The organism is Brachybacterium sillae (assembly GCF_025028335.1).
GTDB lineage: Bacteria > Actinomycetota > Actinomycetes > Actinomycetales > Dermabacteraceae > Brachybacterium > Brachybacterium sillae.
In genome coordinates, this window is sequence record NZ_JAFEUW010000001.1 from 2,294,077 (window position 1) to 2,316,435 (window position 22,359).

At 70.9% G+C, this 22,359-nt stretch carries 22 protein-coding genes and 2 pseudogenes; 15 read left to right on the forward strand and 9 right to left on the reverse strand.

The genetic code is table 11. From position 1 onward, the window contains the following. Nucleotides 1-54: 54 nt before the first annotated feature. From typA to JSY14_RS10570, 3 genes are read left to right on the forward strand one after another with little or no spacing between them, the layout of a single operon-like run. On the forward strand, nt 55-1,977 hold the full coding sequence (gene typA / locus JSY14_RS10560) for a translational GTPase TypA (RefSeq protein WP_259558974.1): 1,923 nt from the start codon (nt 55-57) through the stop codon (nt 1,975-1,977). After that, on the forward strand, nt 1,974-2,387 hold the full coding sequence (locus tag JSY14_RS10565) for a hypothetical protein (protein ID WP_259558975.1): 414 nt from the start codon (nt 1,974-1,976) through the stop codon (nt 2,385-2,387). The genes typA and JSY14_RS10565 overlap by 4 nt, the downstream gene beginning before the upstream one ends. After that, nucleotides 2,384-2,989 carry a CDP-alcohol phosphatidyltransferase family protein gene (locus JSY14_RS10570; protein WP_259558977.1) on the forward strand — a complete coding sequence of 202 codons (606 nt, stop codon included), beginning with the start codon at nt 2,384-2,386 and terminating at the stop codon, nt 2,987-2,989. Before JSY14_RS10565 ends, JSY14_RS10570 begins: the two co-directional genes overlap by 4 nt. A gap of 44 nt (nt 2,990-3,033) precedes the next feature. Here the strand turns inward: JSY14_RS10570 and JSY14_RS10575 are convergent, their stop codons facing one another. Continuing rightward, nucleotides 3,034-3,285, reverse strand: coding sequence for a putative acetyltransferase (locus JSY14_RS10575; protein WP_259558980.1), 252 nt, complete (start codon nt 3,283-3,285; stop codon nt 3,034-3,036). A gap of 60 nt (nt 3,286-3,345) precedes the next feature. Between JSY14_RS10575 and fdxA the strand changes: the two genes are divergently transcribed. From fdxA to pflA, 6 genes and pseudogenes are all read left to right on the forward strand, one after another. Continuing rightward, the gene (gene fdxA / locus JSY14_RS10580) at nt 3,346-3,675 is read left to right on the forward strand and encodes a ferredoxin (protein WP_259558982.1); all 330 of its coding nucleotides are present in this window, start codon (nt 3,346-3,348) and stop codon (nt 3,673-3,675) included. 6 nt (nt 3,676-3,681) lie between these two features. Next, complete coding sequence (dapC, locus tag JSY14_RS10585; RefSeq protein WP_259558984.1) at nt 3,682-4,821, forward strand: succinyldiaminopimelate transaminase; 1,140 nt, start codon at nt 3,682-3,684, stop codon at nt 4,819-4,821. 82 nt (nt 4,822-4,903) lie between these two features. After that, complete coding sequence (locus tag JSY14_RS10590; RefSeq protein WP_259558986.1) at nt 4,904-6,265, forward strand: citrate synthase; 1,362 nt, start codon at nt 4,904-4,906, stop codon at nt 6,263-6,265. A 168-nt stretch (nt 6,266-6,433) separates the two neighbouring features. Further along, on the forward strand, nt 6,434-8,551 hold the full coding sequence (locus tag JSY14_RS10595) for a pyruvate formate lyase family protein (RefSeq protein WP_259558988.1): 2,118 nt from the start codon (nt 6,434-6,436) through the stop codon (nt 8,549-8,551). 112 nt (nt 8,552-8,663) lie between these two features. After that, a pseudogene (locus JSY14_RS10600) lies at nt 8,664-8,849 on the forward strand (glycine radical domain-containing protein); the annotation flags it as partial. Nucleotides 8,850-8,851: 2 nt separating this feature from the next. Continuing rightward, complete coding sequence (gene pflA, locus JSY14_RS10605; RefSeq protein ID WP_259558991.1) at nt 8,852-9,703, forward strand: pyruvate formate-lyase-activating protein; 852 nt, start codon at nt 8,852-8,854, stop codon at nt 9,701-9,703. Between the two features lie 20 nt (nt 9,704-9,723). Here pflA and JSY14_RS10610 read toward each other — a convergent pair whose 3' ends face one another. Together JSY14_RS10610 and dapD are read right to left on the reverse strand one after the other, a co-directional pair. After that, the gene (locus tag JSY14_RS10610; RefSeq protein WP_259558993.1) at nt 9,724-10,605 is read right to left on the reverse strand and encodes a hypothetical protein; all 882 of its coding nucleotides are present in this window, start codon (nt 10,603-10,605) and stop codon (nt 9,724-9,726) included. Next, a complete protein-coding gene (gene dapD / locus JSY14_RS10615; RefSeq protein WP_259558995.1) occupies nt 10,605-11,564 on the reverse strand; it encodes a 2,3,4,5-tetrahydropyridine-2,6-dicarboxylate N-succinyltransferase in 960 nt (319 codons plus the stop codon). The genes JSY14_RS10610 and dapD overlap by 1 nt, the downstream gene beginning before the upstream one ends. Before the next feature lie 112 nt (nt 11,565-11,676). On the opposite strand from dapD, the gene JSY14_RS10620 reads away from it, so the two are divergent. Continuing rightward, the gene (locus JSY14_RS10620; protein ID WP_259558997.1) at nt 11,677-13,482 is read left to right on the forward strand and encodes an FAD/NAD(P)-binding protein; all 1,806 of its coding nucleotides are present in this window, start codon (nt 11,677-11,679) and stop codon (nt 13,480-13,482) included. Here the strand turns inward: JSY14_RS10620 and JSY14_RS10625 are convergent. Beyond that, a complete protein-coding gene (locus JSY14_RS10625; RefSeq protein ID WP_259558998.1) occupies nt 13,436-13,924 on the reverse strand; it encodes a DUF3817 domain-containing protein in 489 nt (162 codons plus the stop codon). The genes JSY14_RS10620 and JSY14_RS10625 overlap by 47 nt on opposite strands. Before the next feature lie 61 nt (nt 13,925-13,985). Here JSY14_RS10625 and dapE point away from each other — a divergent pair, with 61 nt between their 5' ends. The 4 genes from dapE (at nt 13,986) to JSY14_RS10645 (ending at nt 16,354) form a co-directional block, all read left to right on the forward strand. Beyond that, nucleotides 13,986-15,074, forward strand: a complete 1,089-nt coding sequence (dapE, locus tag JSY14_RS10630; protein ID WP_259558999.1) for a succinyl-diaminopimelate desuccinylase — start codon at nt 13,986-13,988, stop codon at nt 15,072-15,074. Between the two features lie 88 nt (nt 15,075-15,162). Beyond that, nucleotides 15,163-15,900: an LOG family protein gene (locus JSY14_RS10635; RefSeq protein ID WP_259559000.1), complete on the forward strand. Its 738-nt coding sequence runs from the start codon at nt 15,163-15,165 to the stop codon at nt 15,898-15,900. Then, entirely contained in the window at nt 15,897-16,124 is a 228-nt protein-coding gene (locus JSY14_RS10640; protein WP_259559001.1) for a hypothetical protein, read from the forward strand. Before JSY14_RS10635 ends, JSY14_RS10640 begins: the two co-directional genes overlap by 4 nt. 59 nt (nt 16,125-16,183) lie before the next feature. Then, entirely contained in the window at nt 16,184-16,354 is a 171-nt protein-coding gene (locus JSY14_RS10645; protein WP_259559002.1) for a DUF3117 domain-containing protein, read from the forward strand. Between the two features lie 107 nt (nt 16,355-16,461). Here JSY14_RS10645 and JSY14_RS10650 read toward each other — a convergent pair whose 3' ends face one another. Next, nucleotides 16,462-17,115, reverse strand: a complete 654-nt coding sequence (locus JSY14_RS10650; protein WP_259559003.1) for an O-methyltransferase — start codon at nt 17,113-17,115, stop codon at nt 16,462-16,464. A 109-nt stretch (nt 17,116-17,224) separates the two neighbouring features. On the opposite strand from JSY14_RS10650, the gene JSY14_RS10655 reads away from it, so the two are divergent. Then, on the forward strand, nt 17,225-17,647 hold the full coding sequence (locus JSY14_RS10655; RefSeq protein WP_259559005.1) for a twin-arginine translocase TatA/TatE family subunit: 423 nt from the start codon (nt 17,225-17,227) through the stop codon (nt 17,645-17,647). A gap of 56 nt (nt 17,648-17,703) precedes the next feature. On the opposite strand, the gene JSY14_RS10660 is transcribed toward JSY14_RS10655, so the two are convergent. The 4 genes and pseudogenes from JSY14_RS10660 to JSY14_RS10675 form a co-directional block, all read right to left on the reverse strand. Continuing rightward, nucleotides 17,704-18,828 (reverse strand): Mrp/NBP35 family ATP-binding protein, encoded by a 1,125-nt coding sequence (locus tag JSY14_RS10660; protein ID WP_259559006.1) that lies wholly within the window; start codon nt 18,826-18,828, stop codon nt 17,704-17,706. Beyond that, complete coding sequence (locus JSY14_RS10665; RefSeq protein WP_259559007.1) at nt 18,825-19,457, reverse strand: DUF1003 domain-containing protein; 633 nt, start codon at nt 19,455-19,457, stop codon at nt 18,825-18,827. The genes JSY14_RS10660 and JSY14_RS10665 overlap by 4 nt, the downstream gene beginning before the upstream one ends. After that, nucleotides 19,457-20,772: pseudogene (locus tag JSY14_RS10670) on the reverse strand (magnesium transporter MgtE N-terminal domain-containing protein). The gene JSY14_RS10665 and the pseudogene JSY14_RS10670 overlap by 1 nt, the downstream one beginning before the upstream one ends. Next, on the reverse strand, nt 20,769-22,343 hold the full coding sequence (locus tag JSY14_RS10675) for an aminopeptidase P family protein (RefSeq protein WP_259559008.1): 1,575 nt from the start codon (nt 22,341-22,343) through the stop codon (nt 20,769-20,771). The pseudogene JSY14_RS10670 and the gene JSY14_RS10675 overlap by 4 nt, the downstream one beginning before the upstream one ends. Nucleotides 22,344-22,359: the final 16 nt, after the last annotated feature.

Consider the following 22,359-nt stretch of genomic DNA (forward strand, 5'->3'; position numbering starts at 1 on the left):
ATCCACGTCGGCCGTCTCCGAGCAGAGAACCGCCGACGAAACGAGCACCCCCGTATGGCTCTGAAGCACCGCACCGACCTGCGCAATGTGGCGATCGTGGCCCATGTGGACCACGGCAAGACGACCCTGGTGGACGCCATGCTCTCCCAGGGTGGCGCCCTGGGGGAGGGCGAGAAGGTCGACGAGCGGGCCATGGACTCCGGTGAGCTGGAGCGCGAGAAGGGCATCACCATCCTCGCGAAGAACACCGCCATCCGGTACCACGGCCCGTCGGCCGCGGAGTTCGGGGAGCCCGACGGCGTCACCATCAACGTCATCGACACCCCCGGCCACGCCGACTTCGGCGGCGAGGTGGAGCGCGGCCTGTCGATGGTCGACGGCGTGGTGCTGCTGGTCGACGCCTCCGAGGGCCCGCTGCCGCAGACCCGGTTCGTGCTGCGCAAGGCTCTCGCCGCGAAGCTGCCGGTGATCCTGGTGGTCAACAAGACGGACCGGCCCGACGCCCGCATCGACGATGTCGTCTCGGAGACCACCGACCTGCTGCTGGGTCTGGCCTCGGATCTCGCCGAGGAGGTCGAGGACCTCGATCTCGACGCCCTGCTGGAGGTCCCCGTGGTGTACGCCTCCGGCAAGGCCGGTCGCGCCAGCCTCACGCAGCCCGCCGACGGTTCCCTGCCGGATTCCGAGACCGTGGAGCCGCTGTTCCGCACCATCCTGGAGTCGATCCCGGCGCCGTCCTATGACGACGAGATGCCATTGCAGGCGCACGTCACCAACCTCGATGCCTCGCCGTTCCTGGGGCGTCTGGCGCTGCTGCGTGTCGTCAACGGTGAGCTGCGCAAGGGCCAGCAGGTGGCCTGGTGCACCGTCGACGGTGACGTGAAGACGATGAAGATCACCGAGCTGCTGGAGACCAAGGGCCTGCAGCGCGAACCCATGACCCGCACCGCCCGGCCCGGGGACATCGTCGCGGTCGCCGGCATCCCCGAGATCATGATCGGTGAGACCCTCGCCGACCTCGAGGACCCGCGCCCGCTGCCGCTGATCACCGTGGATGACCCGGCGATCTCCATGACCATCGGCATCAACACCTCGCCGCTCGCCGGCAAGAACGGCAAGGGCCACAAGCTCACCGCCCGCCAGGTGAAGGACCGTCTGGACGCCGAGCTGGTGGGCAATGTGTCGCTGCGGGTGCTGCCCACCGACCGCCCCGATGCGTGGGAGGTGCAGGGCCGGGGTGAGCTGGCGCTGGCGATCCTGGTGGAGCAGATGCGTCGAGAGGGCTTCGAGCTGACCGTCGGCAAGCCGCAGGTGCTGACCCGGGAGATCGACGGGGTGCGGCAGGAACCGGTGGAGCGTATGACCATCGACGTGCCCGAGGAGTACCTCGGCACCGTCACCCAGTTGATGGCGTCCCGCAAGGGCCGTATGGAGACCATGAGCAACCACGGCTCCGGCTGGGTGCGCATGGAGTTCCTGGTGCCCTCCCGTGGCCTCATCGGGTTCCGCACCCGCTTCCTCACCGAGACCCGCGGCAACGGCATCGCCTCCTCGTACTCCGACGGGTATGAGCCGTGGATGGGGCCGATCGAGTTCCGCACCACCGGTTCCCTGGTCGCGGACCGTGCCGGTGCCGTCACCCCGTACGCCATGATCAACCTGCAGGAGCGCGGCTCCTTCTTCGTGGAGCCGACCAGTGAGGTCTACGAGGGCCAGGTCGTGGGGGAGAACTCCCGCGCCGAGGACATGGACGTGAACATCACCAAGGAGAAGAAGCTCACCAACATGCGCTCCTCCACGGCGGATGCCTTCGAGAACCTGGTGCCGCCGCGCAAGCTCACCCTGGAGGAGTCGCTCGAGTTCGCCGGGGAGGACGAATGCGTCGAGGTGACGCCGGAGATCGTGCGCATCCGCAAGGTGATCCTCGACGCCCAGGAGCGCGCGAAGGCGCGGTCCCGCGCCCGTTCGGAGCGGTGAGCCGCCGCCTCGGACAGGTGCTGCTGGCCGTCGTGGTCGGCGTGGTCTCGGCTGCGTTGATGATCGTGGTGCACCGTGCCGGGGTGGAGCTCGGTGGCGTGCGGTGGCCCGTGGGTCTGGTGCTGGGTGCTGCCTTCCAGCTCGCCGCGAGCCTGTTCCTGCTGGCCGCGACGGGGTCCCGCCTGCCCGTGCTGATGATGCTGCTCACCTGGGTGGCGGCCGCCATGGCCCTCCTCGGGGAGGGCGCCGGCGGGGGAGTGCTCGTGCCCGCACAGCTGGCCGGACGCCCGCAGTACGCGGGCTGGGTCGTCCAGGTCCTCGGAGTGGTGATCCCGGCCGCGGTCATCGCCGCCGCGTCGATCCGACGGCTGAGCCGGCTGCAGGCCGGCCGTGCGGGGACCGAGCGATGAGGAGTCCGCAGTCCCACCCCGACCCCGGTCACGACCGCGGTTGGGCGACCATCCCCAATGCCGTCACCGTGCTGCGCCTGCTGCTGCTGGTGCCGGTGGGCGTGCAGCTGGTGCAGGGCGGTCCCGACCCGCTGGCTGTGGCGCTGCTTCTGGTGTGGGCGCTCACCGACTGGGTCGACGGCGTCCTCGCCCGCGCCCTGGACCAGCGCAGCAGTGTGGGGGAGACCCTCGACCCGATCGCCGACCGCATCGGCCTGGTGGGCATCGTGCTCTCCCTGGCGCTCGCCGGTCTGGTGCCGTGGACGGCGCTGGGGGTCGTGGTGGCGGCGGACCTGGTCGTCGCGCTGCTGGCCACCGGGGCGGCGCGGCGTGGACGCCTCGGGGTGTCCTGGATGGGGAAGATCCGCACGGCGGTGCTGATGACCAGCGTGTTCCTGCTGGCCGCTGCGGCCGCCCTCGCCCCCGGTCTGCTGCCGTGGGCCACCACCCTGTTGTGGATCGGGGTGGCACTGCACCTGGTGGCGGGCGCCGGCTACGTGGTGCGAGCCCTGCGCGCGAACCGGGAGGACCGCGCGGGTCGCTCAGCGCCCGCGGCCCCCTGAAGATGCCTCGGGTCTCCTGAGGACGTCGGACCCGGCGGCGATGCTCAGTCGGCCGGTCGGGAGACGCGGCGCACCGGCGGTGGCGGCACCGGTTTCGCGGCGATCACCCGCTGCCGCGGCACCCGCACCGGACCGCGGCGGGTGCCGACGGTGACGCTCTCGTCGTCGACCTCCAGTACCTCACCGAGGGCGTCGGTCGCGCCCGCGCCCTCCGTCGCCCGGTCGATGGCGTACCGCAGGACGACGCGCCGACCGGGCGTGAGGAAGGAGGAGCGGCCGGGTGGGATGCGATCCATCCCCCCAGCGTAGGATGGACGCCGTTCGGCGTCGTCGACCACCCCCGGAAGGAACCCCTCATGACCTACGTCATCGCCCTGCCCTGCGTGGATGTGAAGGACCGGGCGTGCGTGGACGAATGTCCGGTGGACTGCATCTACGAGGGCAATCGGATGCTCTACATCCAGCCTGACGAGTGCGTCGACTGCGGCGCCTGCGAGCCGGTGTGCCCGGTCGAGGCGATCTTCTACGAGGACGATCTCCCGGATCAGTGGGCCGACTACTACAAGGCGAACGTCGAGTTCTTCGATGACCTTGGCGCCCCCGGGGGTGCCGCGAAGATGGGCGTGATCGACAAGGATCATCCGCTCATCGAGGCCCTGCCCCCGCAGGCCGCCCCCGAGGACTGAGCCGCCGTGGCGCGTCGTCCCCTCGCCGACCGGCTTCCCGCCTTCCCCTGGGATTCCCTGGCGCAGGCCCGCACCCTGGCCGAGTCCCACCCCGGCGGGATCGTCGACCTGTCCGTCGGCACGCCCGTCAACCCCACCCCGGAGGCGGTGCAGCGGGCCCTGGCCGAGGCTGCCGACTGGCACGGGTACCCGACCACCCTCGGCACCCCGGCGCTGCGCGCGGCGATCGTCGACTTCCTGCAGCGTCGGCGCGGCGCCCCGACGGAGATCGGCCCCGCCCACGTGCTGCCGGTCGTCGGGTCCAAGGAGCTGGTGGCGAACCTGCCGGCCCAGCTGGGGCTCGGCCAGGGCGATGCCGTCGCGTTCCCGCACATCGCCTATCCGACCTACGGCATCGGCGCGCAGCTGGCCGGGGCTGACGCCGTGCCGGTGGACACCGAGCGGCTGGCGGCCGAGGGCGACGGCGCCCTGCCCGACGGCGCCGCCGGACGCGTCCGGCTGCTGTGGCTGAACTCCCCGTCGAATCCGACCGGGGCGGTGCTCACCGCCCAGCAGATGGCACGGATCGTCACCTGGGCCCGTGAGCGCGACGTGATCGTCGCCTCCGACGAGTGCTACGCGCTGCTGCCGTGGGAGGTCGATGACGTCCCCTCGATCCTCGATCCGCGCGTCCACGGCGGGGACCTGAGCGGACTGCTATGCGTGTACTCCCTGTCGAAGCAGGCGAACCTCGCCGGGTACCGCGCAGCATTCGTCGCGGGCGATACGGACCTGATCGGGGAGCTCACGTTGATCCGCCGCCACGGAGGCTTCATCGTCCCCGGGCCGGTGCAGGACGCCATGACCGTCGCTCTCGCCGACGACCAGGCCTCCGCCGCCCAGCGGGAGCTGTACCGGGCCCGCCGTGAGCGGTTGCTGCCGGCGCTGCGCGCGGCCGGGGGTGAGGTGCCGTCCTCCCCGGCGGGCCTGTACCTGTGGACCTCCTTCGGACGCAGCACCGAGGACTCCGTGCGTCTGCTGGCCGAGCACGGCATCCTCTGCGCCCCCGGACTGTTCTATGGTGAGGCGGGAGAGGGCTTCGTCCGCGTGGCACTGACCGCCACCGATGAGCGCATCGACGCCGCCGTCGAGCGTCTCATCGACTGAGCACAGAGCCGGCCCGACCGCCCGAGACCGACGAGACACGAGAAGCACAGACCGCCGGCGCGCCGGCATCGCAGGGAGACCCATGGACACCGCCGCCCAGACCGCCCACCTGACCCACCGCGACATCGAGCTCGACCTGCCCGTGGTGGAGGCCGTCGAGGGCAACCACGGCATCAGCGTGGGGCCGCTGCGGGCCAAGACCGGCGACGTCACCTACGACCCCGGGTTCATGAACACCGCGAACACGAAGTCGGCGATCACCTACATCGACGGTGACGAGGGCATCCTCCGCTACCGCGGCTACCCGATCGAGCAGCTCGCCCAGCAGTCGACCTACCTCGAGGTGGCCTACCTGTTGATCAACGGGGAACTGCCCACCCGCGGTCAGCTCGACAATTTCGTCTCCTCCGTGGAGCGGCGCACCCTGCTGGATGAGCGCTTCAAGCGTCTGTTCGACGGTTTCCCCCGGGACGCCCACCCGATGGCGGTCATGCAGGCCGGGGTGTCGGCCCTGTCGACCTTCTACCAGGACTCCCTGAACCCGTACGACGACGATGAGGTGCGGCTGTCGACCTACCGCCTGCTGGCGAAGGTGCCGACCATGGCGGCGTACGCCCACCGCACCACCCAGGGCCACGCGCTGCTGTACCCCGACAACCGTCTCTCCCTGATCGAGAACTTCCTGCGGCTGACCTTCGGCTTCCCGGTCGAGGACTACATCGCCGACCCGGTCGTGGTGCGGGCGATGGACCGCCTGCTGATCCTCCACGCCGACCATGAGCAGAACTGCTCGACCTCCGCGGTGCGACTCGTCGGCAGCGCCCAGGCGAACCTCTTCACCTCCGTCTCCGCGGGCATCGGGGCCCTGTCCGGTCCCGCGCACGGCGGCGCCAATGCCGCCGTGATGGAGATGCTCGACCACATCCGCGACGAGAAGATCGACCCGCGCGACTTCATGGAGAAGGTGAAGAACAAGGAGGGCGGCGTCCGCCTGATGGGCTTCGGCCACCGCGTGTACAAGAACTACGACCCGCGGGCGCGCATCGTGAAGCAGATCGCCGACGAGGTCCTCGACCGCCTCGGGGTGAATGATCCGCGGCTGGAGCTGGCGATGCAGCTGGAGGAGATCGCCCTTGAGGACGACTACTTCATCGAGCGCAAGCTGTACCCGAACGTCGACTTCTACACCGGCCTCATCTACAAGGCCATCGGCTTCCCCACGAAAATGTTCACGGTGCTGTTCGCGATCGGCCGCATGCCCGGGTGGATCGCGCAGTGGCAGGAGATGATCACCGACCCGGAGACCAAGATCGGTCGTCCCCGGCAGATCTACACCGGCTCCCCGGAGCGTGCGTATGTCCCGACGGGGGAGCGCACCGGCACCAGTGAGCTGCGCCTGGCGGAGCTGCAGGAGGAGCTGCGCCGCCGCGGCGGCGAGGACTGAGCGCGCGGCGCGGTCGAGCGCTGCGGGTGCTCACGGGACGCGCGGGAGGAAGCGGTCGGGGCCCGGCGAGACCGGGGCCACAGTCCGTCAGGGACCATCGGCCCGTTCCTGCGTCGGCCCGGGTCCGTAGGCTGGGGTCATCACCGAAGGGCTGAGGAGGACCCCACCATGACGTCCACCACCACCGACCGACCCCGCACGGAGCAGGATCCCGAGCGCAGTGCCTGGGAGGGCTTCGCCCCGGGCCCGTGGATGGACTCCGTGGATGTGCGCGATTTCATCCAGCGCAACTACACCCCGTACGACGGCGACGCCTCGTTCCTCGCCGGCCCCACCGAGAAGACCCTGCGGGTGTGGGATCACCTGGAGAAGAACTTCCTCTCCGAGGAGCGTCGCCGCCGCGTGTTCGACGTGGACACCGAGACCCCTGCCGACATCGACGCCTTCCCGGCCGGCTACATCAGTGAGGACGACGATGTGATCGTCGGCCTGCAGACCGACGTCCCGCTTAAGCGCGCCATGATGCCCAACGGCGGCTGGCGCATGGTGGAGACGGCCATCAAGGAGGCCGGCAAGGAGCCGAACGCCGACGTCAAGAAGATCTTCACGCAGTACCGGAAGACCCACAACGACGCCGTCTTCGACATCTACACCCCGCGGATCCGCGCGGCCCGCAGCTCCCACATCATCACCGGTCTGCCCGATGCCTACGGCCGTGGCCGCATCATCGGCGACTACCGCCGCGTGGCGCTGTACGGCGTGGAGAAGCTCATCGCGGACAAGGAGCGCGCCAAGGACGCCTCCCTGGCGCAGGGCTTCAGTGAGCACTGGGCCCGGTACCGCGAGGAGCACTCCGAGCAGATCAAGGCCCTGAAGAAGCTCATCCACCTGGGTGACATGTACGGCCTGGACCTGCGGCGTCCCGCTGCCACCGCCCAGGAGGCCGTGCAGTGGACCTACATGGCCTACCTCGCCTCGGTGAAGAGCCAGGACGGCGCGGCCATGTCCATCGGCCGGCTGTCGCCGTTCCTCGACGTCTACTTCGAGCGGGATCTCGCCTCCGGTGCGATCACCGAGAGTGACGCCCAGGAGATGATCGACGCGCTGGTGATCAAGCTGCGCATCGTCCGCTTCCTGCGCACCATCGACTACGACCAGATCTTCTCCGGCGACCCGTACTGGGCCACCTGGTCCGATGCCGGGTTCTCCGAGGACGGTCGCTCGCAGGTCACGAAGACCTCGTTCCGTCTGCTGCAGACCCTGCGCAACCTCGGCCCCGCCCCGGAGCCGAACATCACGATCTTCTGGGATCCGCAGCTGCCGCAGGGCTACAAGGACTTCTGCTCGGCCATCTCCATCGAGACCAGCTCCGTGCAGTACGAGTCCGACAAGCAGATCCGCGACCGCTGGGGTGATGACGCCGCGATCGCCTGCTGCGTCTCCCCGATGAAGGTCGGCAAGCAGATGCAGTTCTTCGGTGCGCGCGTCAACGCCGCGAAGGCGCTGCTGTACGCCATCAACGGCGGCCGCGACGAGGTGACCGGCAAGCAGGTCACGGACGCCGGTCTGCACCAGCCGATCGCCGGCGACGGCCCGCTGGACTTCGACGAGGTCTGGGACAAGTACGAGGACATGCTGGACTGGGTCGTCGGCACCTACGTCGAGGCGCTGAACATCATCCACTACTGCCACGACCGGTACGCCTACGAGTCCATCGAGATGGCGCTGCACGACAGCGACATCATCCGCACCATGGGCTGCGGCATCGCGGGCCTGTCGATCGTCGCGGACTCCCTGTCCGCCATCAAGTACGCCAAGGTCACGCCGGTGCGCGACGAGTCCGGCCTGGTGGTCGACTACATCACCGAGGGTGACTTCCCGGTGTACGGCAACGACGACGACCGCGCCGACGACATCGCCGCGACGATCGTCCACACCGTGATGGAGAAGATCAAGGCGATCCCGCTGTACCGCGACGCGATCCCGACGCAGTCGGTGCTGACGATCACCTCGAACGTGGTGTACGGCAAGGCCACCGGGTCGTTCCCCTCCGGCCATCGGGCCGGCACGCCGTTCGCGCCGGGCGCGAACCCGGAGAACGGCATGGACACGCACGGGATGGTCGCCTCGATGCTGTCGGTCGGCAAGCTCGACTACAACGACGCCCTCGACGGCATCTCCCTGACGAACACCATCACCCCGTCCGGCCTCGGCCGCACCAAGGACGAGCAGGTGGCGAACCTCGTCGGCATCCTCGACGCCGGGTTCGTCATGGAGCAGGACTGACCGACCACCCCCGGACCACCCACCCGCACCCATCCAGGAGAGAATCATGGCCACCAAGACCTTCGATGAGCGCCTCGCCTCCATGCGCGCCAACCGCGCCCAGAACCGCATGGAGTCCGGCCTGTACCACGCCAACATCAACGTGCTGAACCGGGAGACCCTCGAGGACGCGATGGAGAACCCGGAGAAGTACCCGAACCTGACGGTGCGTGTCTCCGGTTACGCCGTGAACTTCGTGAAGCTCACCCGTGAGCAGCAGAAGGACGTCCTCGAGCGCACCTTCCACCACAGCGCCTGAGGATGACGACTGCGCTTCAGCTGTCCTGCAGCCCCCGCACCGAGCGTCGCGCCGGTGCGGGGGTTGAGGGTCTCGCGGCCGCGGAGGTCGACCGCCCCGAGCGGCTCGCCGCGATCCGCGAGGGCCGTCTCGCCTCCGTGCACTCCTGGGAGCTCGTCACGGCGGTCGACGGCCCCGGCACCCGTCTGACGGTGTTCCTCTCCGGGTGCCCCCTGCGGTGCGTGTACTGCCACAACCCGGACACCATGGAGATGCGCCGCGGCCAGGACGTCACCCTCGAGGAGGTCGTCAACCGGTTGCGCCGCTACCGGGCCGTGTTCCGCGCCAGCGGCGGAGGAGTGACGCTCTCCGGCGGTGAGGTGCTGATGCAGGCCCGCTTCGCCCGCAATGTGCTGCGGGAGGCGAAGGCGATGGGCATCCACACCGCCATCGACACCAGCGGTTTCCTCGGGGTCGCCGCGACCGACGACTTCCTGTCGGACGTCGATCTCGTCCTGCTGGACGTCAAGAGCGGCCTGCCGGACACCTACAAGGCCCTCACCGGCCGCGAGCTGCAGCCGACCATCGACTTCGGAGACCGCTTGGCGGCACTCGGTGTGACCACGTGGATCCGTTTCGTGGTGGTGCCGGGCTGGACCGACGCCGTGGAGAACGTGGAGGCCGTCGCCGACATCGTCGAGCGGTGGCGCGAGGTGGTCGAACGGGTCGAGGTGCTGCCCTTCCACAACATGGGGCAGGACAAGTGGGACGCCCTCGGCCTGGACTACAAACTGCGGGATGCCGAGCCGCCCAGCCGTGAGGTCGTCGAGCGGGTGCGGGACCAGTTCCGCCGCCGTGGCCTGCCGACGTTCTGAGGTCGGCGGGGTCGAGCGGGTCAGCCTGCCGCCAGGCGCACCACCACGGTCGTCGTGTCGGCGCCGTCGGCCGTGCCCCACTGTCGTGAGGCGTCGCCGCGGGCGCTGCGGTCCCACTGCCGCCCGGCGAAGCTCACGTCGGTGATGCCGAGGTCGGCGGCCTGGGCGACGGCCCAGTTGGCCACGGACCAGCCCAGACGCTCATCCCCGCCGACGCTGATCTCCACGGTCCCGTCGCCCCGCGGCGTGGCCCGGAGACGACCGTCGGCCGTCAGACGTGCATAGTCGCGTTCCAGTCGCTGGGTCAGTCCCTGCGGATCACCGGCGCCCGACGGAGCCGCCAGGGAGCACACCAGATTCGGGCCGGAGCGGCCGGTGAGGGCCGAGGCGAACAGACGCCCCTCCGTCTCATGGTCCCGGTACGCCTCCGGGAATCCGCTGCGCTGCACCCGCTGGGCGACGTCATTGATATCGCCGTTCTCGTAGTCGGGGATCTTCACCAGTGCGTCGTAGAACGCGTTCGTGGAGTACACCGGGTCGAGGATCTCCTGCTCCGTGCCCCAGCCCTGGCTGGGCCTCTGCTGGAACAGCCCCAGCGAGTCCCGATCCCCGTAATCGATGTTGCGCAGCTTCGACTCCTGGAACGCCGTCGCCAGAGCGATCGACGCGGCCCGCGCGGGAAGCCCGCGATCCACCGCGATCGCACTGATCAGGGCGGCGTTGGCGGTCTGTTCGGGGTCGTAGCTGCGGCTGGTGCCCAGACCGGTCGCGGTGCAGGTGCCCTGCCCCAGCGGCGCGCCGAACCGCTGCAGCGCCAGATAGCTGCCCCCGGCGATGGCGCCCAGCAGCAGCACCAGCACCAGCGGCAGCACCAGGGCGCGCCCCGCCCCGCGACGAGCCATCAGTTCGCGTGGAGCGCGGCGTTCAGCTCCACGGCCTTCCCCTCGCGGGCGACGACCTCCACGGTCCCCGTCACCGAGTTGCGGCGGAACAACAGATTCGACACGCCCGACAGGTCACGGGCCTTCACCACGGTGCCGTCGTCGTCCCCGCCGACCACCGTCACCTTCGTGCCGGCGGTGATGTACAGGCCGGCCTCGACGATGCAGTCATCCCCCAGGGCGATGCCGACGCCGGCCTCCGCCCCGACCAGGGACCGGCGGCCGATGCGCACACGCTCGGTGCCGCCGCCGGACAGCGTGCCCATGGTGGAGGCGCCACCGCCGATGTCGGAGCCGTCCTCGACCACGACACCCTGGGAGATGCGGCCCTCGACCATGGAGGTGCCGAGGGTCCCGGCGTTGAAGTTCACGAAGCCCTCGTGCATCACCGTGGTGCCGTCGGCCAGGTGAGCACCCAGGCGCACCCGGTCGGCGTCACCGATCCGCACACCGGAGGGGATCACGTAGTCGACCATGCGGGGGAACTTGTCGACCGACAGCACCGTGGGGGTGCGGCCCGCGGCGATCAGTCGCAGGCGGGTCTGCTCGAAGCCCTCCACCGCGCACGGACCCTCGTTGGTCCACACCACGTTCGCGAGCTTCCCGAACAGGCCGTCGAGGTTCTGGGTGTTCGGCGCCACCAGGCGGTGGGAGAGCAGATGCAGACGCAGGTAGGCGTCAGCTGTGTCGGCCGGGGGCTCCTCCAGGGAGACCGACCGCACCACGACCTCCTGGCGGGTGCCGCGCTCCTCGTCGGCGCGGGCCGCCGACTCGAGCTGCGCATGCAGGGGGTCGGAGGTCGGATCGGCGGGGGCCTCACCCAGCTGCGGCGCCGGGTAGCGCACGTCCAGGACGGTGCCGTCGGCGGCGAGGGTGGCCAGGCCGATGCCCCAGGCGGTGGTGGAGGTCGCAGAAGTCATGGGCCGAGTCTACGGATCCGAACCCCGCGGGCCCTGGGGGAGGCGCGAGGGCGTGGCCCGATCGACACCCGACGCTGCCGTCCGCGCGGATAGCCGGTGCGATGATGGCACGATGACCCCTTCCGCCCACTCCCACACCGACGGTCCGCGACGCGCCCTCGCCGTGGTCGGCATGGGGCCGCGCGGCACCAGCGTGGTCGAGCGGCTGGTCGCCGCCTCCACCCTGCCCACCTGGCAGGGGAGCGTCGACCTCCATGTGATCGACCCGCAGGTGGGGCTCGGCGGGGCCGTGTGGCGCGCCGACCAGGGCGATGTGCTGCTGATGAACACCGCCACCCAGCAGACCACCAACTACCCCGACGAGTCGGTGACCCCCCAGCTGCCGGTGCTGCACACCGACACCCTCGCCGACCACCTGGCCGCTGACGGGTTCGCCCCCGCCGACATCGCCCCCCGCGCCCGCTACGGCACCTACCTGGCGCATGTGCTCGAGCAGGCCGAGGCCGATGCCGACCCCCAGCGACTGCGGATCCACCGCCACCGAGCCACCGCCGTCGACGTCACCGGGGAGCCCGACGGCACCCAGCTGGTGCACCTGGAGGACGGTCGCCGTCTCGCCGTCGACGCCGTCGCCCTGTGTCTGGGCCACCTGGCCACCGCCCTCGGCCCCCGTTCCCTGCAGTACGCGGAGGCCGCGACCGCCCACGGTCTGCTGCACATCGGCCCCGCGAACCCCCTCGACGTCGACTACGGCAGCCTGCTGGGGCGCCGGCGGGTGGCCGTGCAGGGGATGGGTCTGAACTTCTACGACGCCATCGGCGGTCTGGTCACCGCCGCCGGGGGACGCTTCGAGGAGGCGCCCGACGCCCCCAGCGGACTGCGCTACCTGCCCGGTGGTGGGGAGCCGCAGCTCGTCGTCGGCTCCCGCTCCGGCATGGTGTACCGGCCCAAACCCGACCTGCGCCCCGATCTGCCCGCCCCGTACGAGCCGACCGTGCTGACCTCCGAGCGGGTGCTGTCGCTGGCGGTGCGGCCCTCCGGCGTGGATCACGAACGCGACGTGATGCCGCTGATGTACGCCGAGCTGCGCACCGCCCTGCGCGCCCACGGGTTCGAGGCCCTCGCCGAGGGTGACGCCCTGGAGCGGATCCTGTTCCCGCTGGGCCGCCGCTCCGCCGGGGTGGACGATGCGCACCGCCGCACCCGTGATGTGCTGCGTCGCTCCCTGGTGGCGGCGACCATGCCCGACCCTGCCTGGGTGCTGATCTTCCGGGTGCTCACGGCCCTGCGGATCCAGGTCAATCGGCTGCAGGACCTCGGGGCGTACACCACCGAATCCCTGCGCCGCGATATCGACGGCCACCTGCGCAACGCGTTCGCGTCGTGGGCATCGGGCCCGCCGGTGATCCGCGCCCGTCAGGTGCTGGCGCTGGAGGAGGCCGGGCTGGTGCGGTTCACCGGACCCGGGCAGCGTCTGGCCATCGAGGACGGTGCCTTCGTGGTGCGCACGGCTGTGGACCCGGAGGAGTACCGCTGCGACGGGCTGCTCGAGGCGCATCTGCCGGGGGTCGACCTCGTGGCCTACACCAGCCGCCTCATGACCGCGTGGCGGGACCGCGGCGAGGTGCAGCGCGACGAATGGGCCTCCCGCGGCGCCGGCACTCGTATTCCCACCGGATCGATCGCCGTGGACGCCCTGTACGCGCCGGTCGCCGCCGACGGACGCGTGTTCTCCCGGCGCTACCTGCTGGGGGTTCCCGTCTCCACCGCCCAGCCCGGCAGCGCGATCTCGGCGGAACCCGGCACCGGGGCGCAGCTGCTGCGCCACGCGGAGACCGTCGCGATCCGCCTGGCGCAGCACGCCGGGGCGCTCAGCGACCCCACTGGGTCGGCGGGCCCGCGAGCAGCAGCAGACTGAACATCACGGCGATCGCCACCACCGAGGCGATGAGTGCCGGCACCGGGCGGCGCAGGAACAGTGCCACTGCGCGGTCGAGGACACCCTGCGGGGTGCGGGCGGTGGTGTCAGTGGCGGCGCTGTGGGTGCCGCGCAGGCGCCACGTGTCCGGCAGCAGCCCGCGCCCCTCCACATGCCGCTCGAACGGCACCGTCGCGTACGGCACCACGGCGCTGACCAGCCCCAGGAGAACGCGCCCCGCACCCCAGCGAGCATCCACCCCCACCAGGACGGTCGCCAGGCAGTACGCCAGGAACACGACCCCGTGGATCCCACCGCCCACGCGCACCCCGAGTTCCCCGAGGTGCAGCACATATTTCGCGACCATGCCCAGCAGCAGCAGGGTCCAGGTGACGACCTCGGCGAGGGCCAGCGTGCGGTAGAGACGTCGTGGGGTCAGCATGCCCCCATCCTCCCGTGCCCGCCGCGTCCGGCCATCCATCGAAGGATGGAACCATGGGGGCATGGCCTTGGATCTGCACGCTGACATCGTCGACCTCACCCGAGCCCTGGTGGACATCGAATCCGTCTCCGGGAACGAGACCGCCCTCGCCGACGCCGTCGAGGAGGCCCTGCGCCGCCAGGCGCCGCATCTGGAGGTGGAGCGCGACGGCGACACCGTCATCGCCCGCACCCACCTGGGACGTGACCAGCGGGTGGTGCTGGCCGGGCACCTGGACACCGTGCCCGTGGCCGACAACCTGCCCTCCGTGCTGCGGGAGCGGGACGGACGCGAGGAACTTGTCGGCCGCGGAGCTTGCGACATGAAGGGCGGGGTGGCGGTGTTCCTCGCGCTCGCGGCTCAGAGTGAGGACTCCCCGGTGGACCTCACGTTCCTGTTCTACGACCACGAGGAGGTCGAGGCCTCGAAGAACTCCCTCACCCGCCTCGCCTCCACGCGGCCGGAGCTGTTCACCGCCGACTTCGCGATCCTCGGCGAGCCGACGTCCGCCGGGGTCGAGGGCGGCTGCAAGGGCACCATGAAGATCGAGGTCACCGCCCGGGGTGTGGCCGCACACTCCGCCCGCGACTGGGTGGGCGACAACGCCGTCCACCACCTGGCCCCCGTGTTGCAGCGCCTCGCGGAGTATGAGGCCCGACGCGTCGTGATCGACGGCCTCGAATACCGCGAGGGTCTCAACGCCGTCCTCATCGACGGTGGCATCGCCGGCAACGTGATCCCCGACCGGGCGCACCTGCAGCTCAACTACCGCTTCGCCCCCGACCGTGACCTCGACCAGGCGGAGGCCCACGTGCGCGAGGTGCTCAGCGGACTGGACCTGGAGATCGAGGTGTCCGACGCCGCCGCCGGGGCCCTGCCCGGCCTGGACACCGCCCCCGCCCGGGCGTTCCTCGAGGCCCTCGGCGAAGGGGTGCGGATCGACGCGAAACAGGGCTGGACCGACGTGGCCCGCTTCAGCGCGCTCGGTGTGCCCGCCGTGAACTTCGGCCCCGGTGATCCGCTGCTGGCCCACACCGACGACGAGCACGTGCCCACCGACGACCTCCGCACCGCCCTCGCGGCGCTGCGGCGGTGGCTGCAGCTGGGCTGAAGCGCGGGGTGCGTGCGACCGCGGCGTTGCACCCGGCGTCGGACGTCCCGCGCGACGCCCCCGCCCCGCACCGCCTAGGCTCGGCTCCATGACTCCTGAGGAACGCGACTCCTACCGCAAGGGCCCCGTCACCCTCCGTGGCCGTCAGCGCCCGGCCCGCACCACCGACCAGCGTCTGCTGGAGGAGGACGGCCCCGGTGACTGGGTCCACTCCGACCCGTGGCGGGTGCTGCGCATCCAGTCGGAGTTCGTCGAGGGCTTCGGGGCGCTCGCCGAGCTCGGCCCCGCGGTGTCGATCTTCGGCTCCGCCCGCACCCCGCGCGACCATCCGCACTACCTCCTGGCGGAGGAGATCGCCCGCGGCATCGTCGGGCTCGACCACGCGGTGATCACCGGCGGCGGCCCCGGCATCATGGAGGCCGGCAACAAGGGGGCGAAGGAGTCCGGCGGTGTGTCCGTGGGCCTCGGCATCGAGCTGCCGTTCGAGCAGGGGATGAACGAGTACGTGGACCTCGGGGTCGACTTCCGGTACTTCTTCGCCCGCAAGACCGTGTTCGTGAAGTACTCCAGCGGGTTCGTGGTGATGCCCGGCGGGTTCGGCACCTTCGACGAGCTGTTCGAGGCGCTGTGCCTGATCCAGACGCACAAGATCCGCAAGTTCCCGCTGATCCTGGTGGGTTCCGACTACTGGGCGGGTCTGCTCCACTGGATCCGCGACACCGTGGGGGAGTACGGGGCGATCTCCCCGGGTGACCTCGACCTGCTGCATGTGGTGGATTGTGCCGAGGAGGCACTCACCGTGCTGCGGGAGTTCTGCGTCCGATGAGCGCCGCCAGCCCGATGGTGCTGCTGCTGTTGGCGGTGGCCCTGCTGGTGGCGGTGCTCGCGGGACTGCGGGCCACAGGGCTGCTCACGGTGGGATTGCCGGAGCTGCCGCGGCAGCGGGAGCGCCAGGAGAAGGCTCCGAGCGACGGTGACGAGATCGCCGCGCGCGGCCGGGACGACACGTCCACTCCGGCACGGCAGACAGCGGACGATCCCGCCATGTGACCCGGCTGACGAGAACCTGAGATACTGGGACGCGAACGACTCATTCACAGGAGGCAGGCATGGCCGCTATGAAGCCCCGCACCGGGGACGGACCGCTCGAGGTCGTCGAGGAGACCCGCAGCATCATCATGCGTGTTCCGCTCGAGGGCGGCGGCCGCCTGGTCGTCGAGATCACCGCGGACGAGGCCAAGGCCCTCCGCGACGCCCTGGAGGGCGTCATCAAGGACTGACGCAATCGCGGACCCACGCCGCGACCGCAGCGCACGGCGGGGGTGCTCACCCAGGGTGAGCACCCCCGCCGTGCGTCTTGGGCGCGCCGTGACGGGTACCCGCGTGGTCAGGCGCGGCGGACTGCCGCCAGCACCCCGTCTGCGGTCGGCAGGAGCGCCGGCAGCAGGGCGGGGGAGTCCGCGACGGAGCGCAGCAGGGTCCGCACCCGCACGGTCGCCGGGTCGCGATCGGCCGGATCCGCCACCCGGTCGTGGTGCAGGGCGTTCGTGATCACCAGCGCGCCCCCGGGTCGCAGGAGTCGCTCCGCATGCTGCAGCAGCTCCGGCGCATGCTGCGCTTCGGCGGGGAACGCCACCAGGTCGTATGCGTGGTCCGTGAGGCGCCCGACGACCTCGTGCGCCACCCCGGCGATGGCCCGCACCCGCGCCGGTCGGATCCCCGCCTCCGTGAACGCCTCCCGCGCCGCCCGCTGGTTCTCGACCTCGGTGTCGATCGTGGTCAGGACACCCTCGGGAGCCATGCCCGCCAGCAGGTACAGGGATCCGACACCCGCGCCGGTGCCGACCTCGACCACGCTGCGGGCACCGACCGCCGCCGCGAGCAGACGCATCGCGGCTCCGGCGCCGGGCAGCACCGGCGCCACGCCGAGCTCACTGCCGCGTTCGCGCGCCCGCGCCAGCACCTCTGTGTCCTCGAAGAGGGTCGATTCGTCGACGAACTCCTCGGCCCAGGCCCAACTGGCCACCTTCCCCGACGGCATGCGGTGCGTCCTCCTCCTCAACGATCCGACCCCGAAAGCGTACGCGGTCCCAAGCATGTCTCTCTGCCATAATGGCGGGCGTCATCGGCACGTGGGGAGCAGCGGCGCAGTGGAACTCTTCGGACTGAACGGCTGGGAGCCGGTCGTCCTGCTGCTCATCTTCCTGGTCGTCATCGGCCCGCAGCGGCTGCCGCAGTACACCCGGAGCATCATGCAGAACGTGCGCCGGCTGCGCCGCTGGGTCGACGAGTCCCGCGCCACCGTCGAGAACGAGATGGGCATCGCGGTCGAGGACCTGAAGAAGTACGACCCGCGCCAGTACGATCCGCGGCGCATCATCCGCGAGGCCTGGGACGGCACCGGTTTCGAGGAGTCCCTGGAGGAGACCCGGGCCCTCGCCGCCGCTGCCACCGGCGCCACCGTCTCCTCGTCCGGGGCCGCCGACGACCGGCGTGAGCGGACCTCCCGCACGGGGTCCCGCGCCGTCGACGAGGGGCCGCGTCGCGCCCCCTTCGATCCCGAGGCCACCTGACCCGGACGACGCCCGCGCCGGGGTTCCCGCACACCGGGCCGCGACCCGGCATCCGGTCAGGACCGCTGGACGCTCAGCGGCAGCTTCTTCCCCGCCAGTCCACGCGGCCGCGCGACCAGAGCCCGCGCGATCCGCTGCAGCTCCTGCGCCGCGGGGGATTCCGGCGCCGACACCACGATCGGCACACCGCCGTCGGCCCCCTCCCGCAGCTGCGGATCCAAGGGCACCTGCCCCAGCAGCGGCACCGGATGCCCCACCGCACCGGCGAGGGTGGCGGCCACGCGGTGACCGCCACCGCGCCCGAACAGCTCCTGCCGCTCCCCACCGGGCAGCTCCAGCCAACTCATGTTCTCCACCACCCCGGCGACCTCCTGGCCGGTGGCGCGGGCCAGCGACCCCACCCTCTCCGCGACGGACGCGGCCGACGGCTGCGGGGTGGTGACCACCACCATCTGCGCCTGGGGCAGCAACTGGGCGACGGAGATCGCCACGTCACCGGTGCCGGGTGGCAGATCCAGCAGCAGCACATCGAGGTCACCCCAGTGGACATCCGCGGCGAACTGCTCGATCGCCCGATGCATCTTCGGCCCGCGCCACACCACAGCCTGGCCCTCCGGCACGAACACGCCGATGCTCATCACCCGCACGCCGTGGGACTCCGGCGGCATCAGCAGGTCACCGACCTTGGTCGGCTGGTCGGTGATGCCGAACATGCCCGGCTGCGAGAACCCGTGGATGTCGGCGTCGATCACGCCGACATGCAGGCCATCGGCGGCCATGGCCGCGGCCAGGTTCGCCGTGACGGAGCTCTTGCCCACCCCGCCCTTGCCGGAGGCGATGGCGTAGATGCGGGTGAGGGAGCCGGGCTGGTTGAACGGGATCTGTCGCCGCCCCTGCCGCAGTCGATCGGTGAGGGCCCGCCGCTGCTCATCGGTCATGGTGGCCGATTCGACCCGCACCTCGCTCAGGCCCGGCACGGTGGCGGCGGCCTCGGCGGCCTCCTGTTCGATGCGGTCGCGCATCGGGCAGGCCTCGATGGTGGTGAGCACCCGGATCAGGGCACGGCCCTGGGGGTCGACGGTGACCTCGTCGACCATGCCGAGTTCGGTGATCGGTCGGCGGATCTCCGGGTCGATGACCCCGGCGAGTGCGTCATGGATGGCGGCGACGGCGTCGCTCACGCCTGATCCTCCTCGGGACGGTGGGACACGGGAGTGGTCGTGGGGTCGGCCGCGCCGGCGGCCGCATCGGCCGCGTCCTGCTGCGCCTGCTCAGCAAGCACCGTGCGGATCTCTTCCCGCAGCAGCGCCCGCAGGGCCTCGTCGGCTCGGGAGTCGCGATCCTCCAGCAGGTCGCGGATCTCCCCGCGCACGAAGTCACGGGTGGCGACGTCGTTCAGGGCAATGCGCAGCGAGGCAATCTCGCGGGTGATGAAGTCGGTGGTGGCGTGGTTGCGCTCATTGCTTTGCCGGTCCTGTTCGGCCTGCACGCGGTCACGGTCGTCCTGACGGTTTTGTGCGAGCAGCAGCAGCGGCGCCGCGTAGGAGGCCTGCAGCGACAGGATCAGGGTGAGCAGGGTGTAGTTCAGGGCCCGCGGGTCGAACTGCGCCGCCTCCGGCATGAAGGTGTTCCAACTCAGCCACACGGCGCAGAACACCGTCATCCCCACCAGGAAGGCGGGGGTGCCCATGAAACGGGCGAAGGCCTCGGCGCCGCGGCCGAACCCGTCACCGGAGATCCGCGGCAGCCGCAGGCGCGGACCACGGGTCGCCGGATCGTCCAGGGTGGGGCGCTTGTCCTCGGCGGCCATCAGCGCTGTCCTCGCAGACCCCGGGCGATCTGGGACAGGTCGATCTGACCGGTGGAGGTGGTGACCTGCTCGTCCTGTTCACGCCAGTCATCGGGCAGAACGTGGTCGAGCACGTCGTCGACGGTGACGGCGCCCAGCAGGCGGCCCTCCTCGTCGACCACCGGGATCGACACCAGGTTGTAGGTGGCCATCTCGCGGGTCACCTCCGAGAGCGAGGCGGTCGGCTCCAGGGTGTGCCGGTCGGCGTCGAGGATCTCCCCGACGGCCCGGTCCGGGCGCTCCCGCAGCAGATGCTGGAAGTGGGCGATCCCCAGCAGCCGCCCCGTCGGGGTCTCCAGCGGGGAACGGCACACGTGGATGGTGGAGGCCAGGGCGGGGGAGAGCTCCTCGCGGCTGATCATCGCCAGGCAGTGCGCGACGGGCGTCTCCGGGGCGACGATCAGCGGTTCCGTGGTCATCATGCCGCCGGCGGTGTATTCGTCGTAGGCCAGCAGGCGGCGGACATCCTCCGCCTCCTCCGGTTCCATCAGCGCCAGCAGCTGCTGGGCCACCCCCTCGGGAAGCTCCTGCACGATGTCGGCGGCGTCGTCCGGGTCCATCACCTCGAGCACATCGGCGGCACGGGTGGACTCCAGCCCCGTCACCACCTCCACGCGGGTGTCCTCCGGCAGCTCCTCCAGCACATCCGCCAGACGCTCGTCGGTCAGCTCCTCCGCCAGTTCGATGCGGCGCTTGGAGTCGAGCTCCTGGATGATCTCGCCGAGGTCCGCGGGCTTGAGGTCCTCATAGGAGGCCAGCAGCAGCGCCGCCGACTGCTCCGCCTGGGAGCCGTACAGGCCGGTGACCTCGTTCCAGGCCACCGTGAGGGTCTCCCCGCGGGTGACGAGCTTGGTGAGGGAGCCACCGCGCACCCGCCGCCGCAGGTGCAGGCGGGAGATCTCCCAGTCCCGGTGCCGGTTCTCCTCCAGGGCCACGTCCTGCACGGTCGCCTCCCCGGAGCCGTCGACCAGCTGCACCACGCGGTCCAGCAGATCCCCGACGACCAGGAGTTCCGCGGTGCGCTTCTCGAAGCGGCGCATGTTGAGCACCCCGGAGGTGATGACCTGCCCGGGGAGATCGACGTCACGCGGGTGATCGGCAGGAACACCCGCCGTTTCCCGGGGACCTCGATCACCAGGCCGACGGCGCGTGCGGCCCCCCGCACCTGCGGGGTCACCACCACGTCACGGACCTTCCCCACGGCGTCACCGATGGGGTCGAAGACGGTGGTGCCCGCCAGACGTGCGGCGAAGAAACGGTTCGGAGTGCTGGTCACGGCGCCAGGGTAGTCGGGGTGGACGGGCCTCGCAGAGCGGCCATCCACGCCTCGATCTCCTCGACGCGGCGCGGCAGGGCGGCACTGAGGTTCTCCACCCCGTCGGCGGTGACGAGCACGTCATCCTCGATGCGCACCCCGATGCCGCGCAGCTCCTCGGGCACCAGCAGATCGTTCTCCTTGAAGTACAGGCCGGGTTCGATGGTGAACACCATGCCGGGCCGCAGCTCGGCGTCGAGGTACATCTCCCGCCGCGCCTGTGCGCAGTCGTGCACGTCCAGCCCCAGGTGGTGACTGGTGCCGTGCACCATCCAGCGGCGGTGGTGCTGGCCCTCCGGCGCCAGGGACTCCTCGGCGGTGCCGGGCAGCAGACCCCACTCCTCCAGATGACGGGCGATGACCTGCATGGCGGTGGCGTGGATGTCCCGGAACAGCACCCCGGGGCGGGCCACGGCGAACGCCGCGTCGGCGGCCTCCAGCACCGCCTCGTACACCCGCCGCTGTGCGGGGGAGAAACGGCCGCCGACGGGGAGGGTGCGGGTGACGTCCGCGGTGTACAGGGAGTCGACCTCGACCCCGGCGTCGATCAGCACCAGATCGCCCTCGCGCACGGCACCGTCGTTGCGCACCCAGTGGAGGGTGCAGGCGTGGTCGCCGGCGGCGGCGATGGTGCCGTAGCCGACGCCGTTGCCGTCGGCCCGGGCGGTCCGCGCGAACACACCCTCGATCACGCGTTCCCCGCGGCGGTGGCCGATGGCCTCCGGCAGCCTCCGCACCACGTCCTCGAAGCCGCGGATGGTCGCATCGACGGCCTCCCGCATCTGCGAGATCTCGTACTCGTCCTTGACCAGACGCTGCTCGGAGGCGGCCTCCGCCAGGGCGGAGTCGTCGGCCTGCACGTGGTTCTCGGTGCGCACCTGCTGCACCATCTCCTCCACGGCGGCGTCGACCCCCGGCATCACCGACAGGGTCAGCTGGTCCCCGAGGTTCTTCGCGAGGGCGTCACGCAGCTCATCGATGTGGCGGCATTCGATCCCCAGGGCCTGCTCGGCCTCCGTGAGGGTGAGGCGACGGCCCACCCACATCTCGCCGTAGCGGGAGTCGGCGTAGAACTCGGGGGTGTCGAAACCGGCGCGCGGCCGGAAGAACCACACGGCCTTCGAGCCGCCGTCGCGCTGCGGGTCAGGCTCGACGACGAGCACGCTGTCCGGTTCCTCGTCGGTGCCCAGCCCGCTGTAGTACACGAAGGAGGTGTCGGGCCGGTAGGGGAAGTCGGTGTCGTTGGAGCGCACCTTCAGGGGGCCGGCCGGGAGCACGATCCGGGTGCCGGGCAGGCGCCGCACCAGGGCGTCACGACGGGCGGGAGTCACAGCGGTCGCGGGGCGCGGGGAGGCGTCGGGCACCGTCTCGTCCCAGCCGGAGGCGATGAACTCGCGGAACGCGTCACTGCTGGGACGCTGCGAGCGGTTCTCCCCTCGGGAGGCGAGATCCTGCGCGGCCTGCGCGGTGGTGACCGGGGTGCTGGTGGGGGCGGTGTTCTCCGTGCTCTCGGTGCTGCTGTGCGTGCTCATCGGCTCATCGTCTCAC

Coding starts and splice junctions, on each gene's coding strand:
- pflA (WP_259558991.1), top strand. CDS start 8,852: ATGACGACTGCGCTTCAGCTGTCCTGCAGCCCCCGCACCGAGCGTCGC.
- dapE (WP_259558999.1), top strand. CDS start 13,986: ATGGCCTTGGATCTGCACGCTGACATCGTCGACCTCACCCGAGCCCTG.
- JSY14_RS10620 (WP_259558997.1), top strand. CDS start 11,677: ATGACCCCTTCCGCCCACTCCCACACCGACGGTCCGCGACGCGCCCTC.
- JSY14_RS10570 (WP_259558977.1), top strand. CDS start 2,384: ATGAGGAGTCCGCAGTCCCACCCCGACCCCGGTCACGACCGCGGTTGG.
- JSY14_RS10650 (WP_259559003.1), bottom strand. CDS start 17,115: ATGCCGTCGGGGAAGGTGGCCAGTTGGGCCTGGGCCGAGGAGTTCGTC.
- dapD (WP_259558995.1), bottom strand. CDS start 11,564: ATGACTTCTGCGACCTCCACCACCGCCTGGGGCATCGGCCTGGCCACC.
- JSY14_RS10640 (WP_259559001.1), top strand. CDS start 15,897: ATGAGCGCCGCCAGCCCGATGGTGCTGCTGCTGTTGGCGGTGGCCCTG.
- JSY14_RS10595 (WP_259558988.1), top strand. CDS start 6,434: ATGACGTCCACCACCACCGACCGACCCCGCACGGAGCAGGATCCCGAG.
- JSY14_RS10625 (WP_259558998.1), bottom strand. CDS start 13,924: ATGCTGACCCCACGACGTCTCTACCGCACGCTGGCCCTCGCCGAGGTC.
- typA (WP_259558974.1), top strand. CDS start 55: ATGGCTCTGAAGCACCGCACCGACCTGCGCAATGTGGCGATCGTGGCC.
- JSY14_RS10590 (WP_259558986.1), top strand. CDS start 4,904: ATGGACACCGCCGCCCAGACCGCCCACCTGACCCACCGCGACATCGAG.
- JSY14_RS10635 (WP_259559000.1), top strand. CDS start 15,163: ATGACTCCTGAGGAACGCGACTCCTACCGCAAGGGCCCCGTCACCCTC.
- JSY14_RS10665 (WP_259559007.1), bottom strand. CDS start 19,457: ATGGCCGCCGAGGACAAGCGCCCCACCCTGGACGATCCGGCGACCCGT.
- JSY14_RS10675 (WP_259559008.1), bottom strand. CDS start 22,343: ATGAGCACGCACAGCAGCACCGAGAGCACGGAGAACACCGCCCCCACC.
- fdxA (WP_259558982.1), top strand. CDS start 3,346: ATGACCTACGTCATCGCCCTGCCCTGCGTGGATGTGAAGGACCGGGCG.
- JSY14_RS10645 (WP_259559002.1), top strand. CDS start 16,184: ATGGCCGCTATGAAGCCCCGCACCGGGGACGGACCGCTCGAGGTCGTC.
- JSY14_RS10575 (WP_259558980.1), bottom strand. CDS start 3,285: ATGGATCGCATCCCACCCGGCCGCTCCTCCTTCCTCACGCCCGGTCGG.
- JSY14_RS10610 (WP_259558993.1), bottom strand. CDS start 10,605: ATGGCTCGTCGCGGGGCGGGGCGCGCCCTGGTGCTGCCGCTGGTGCTG.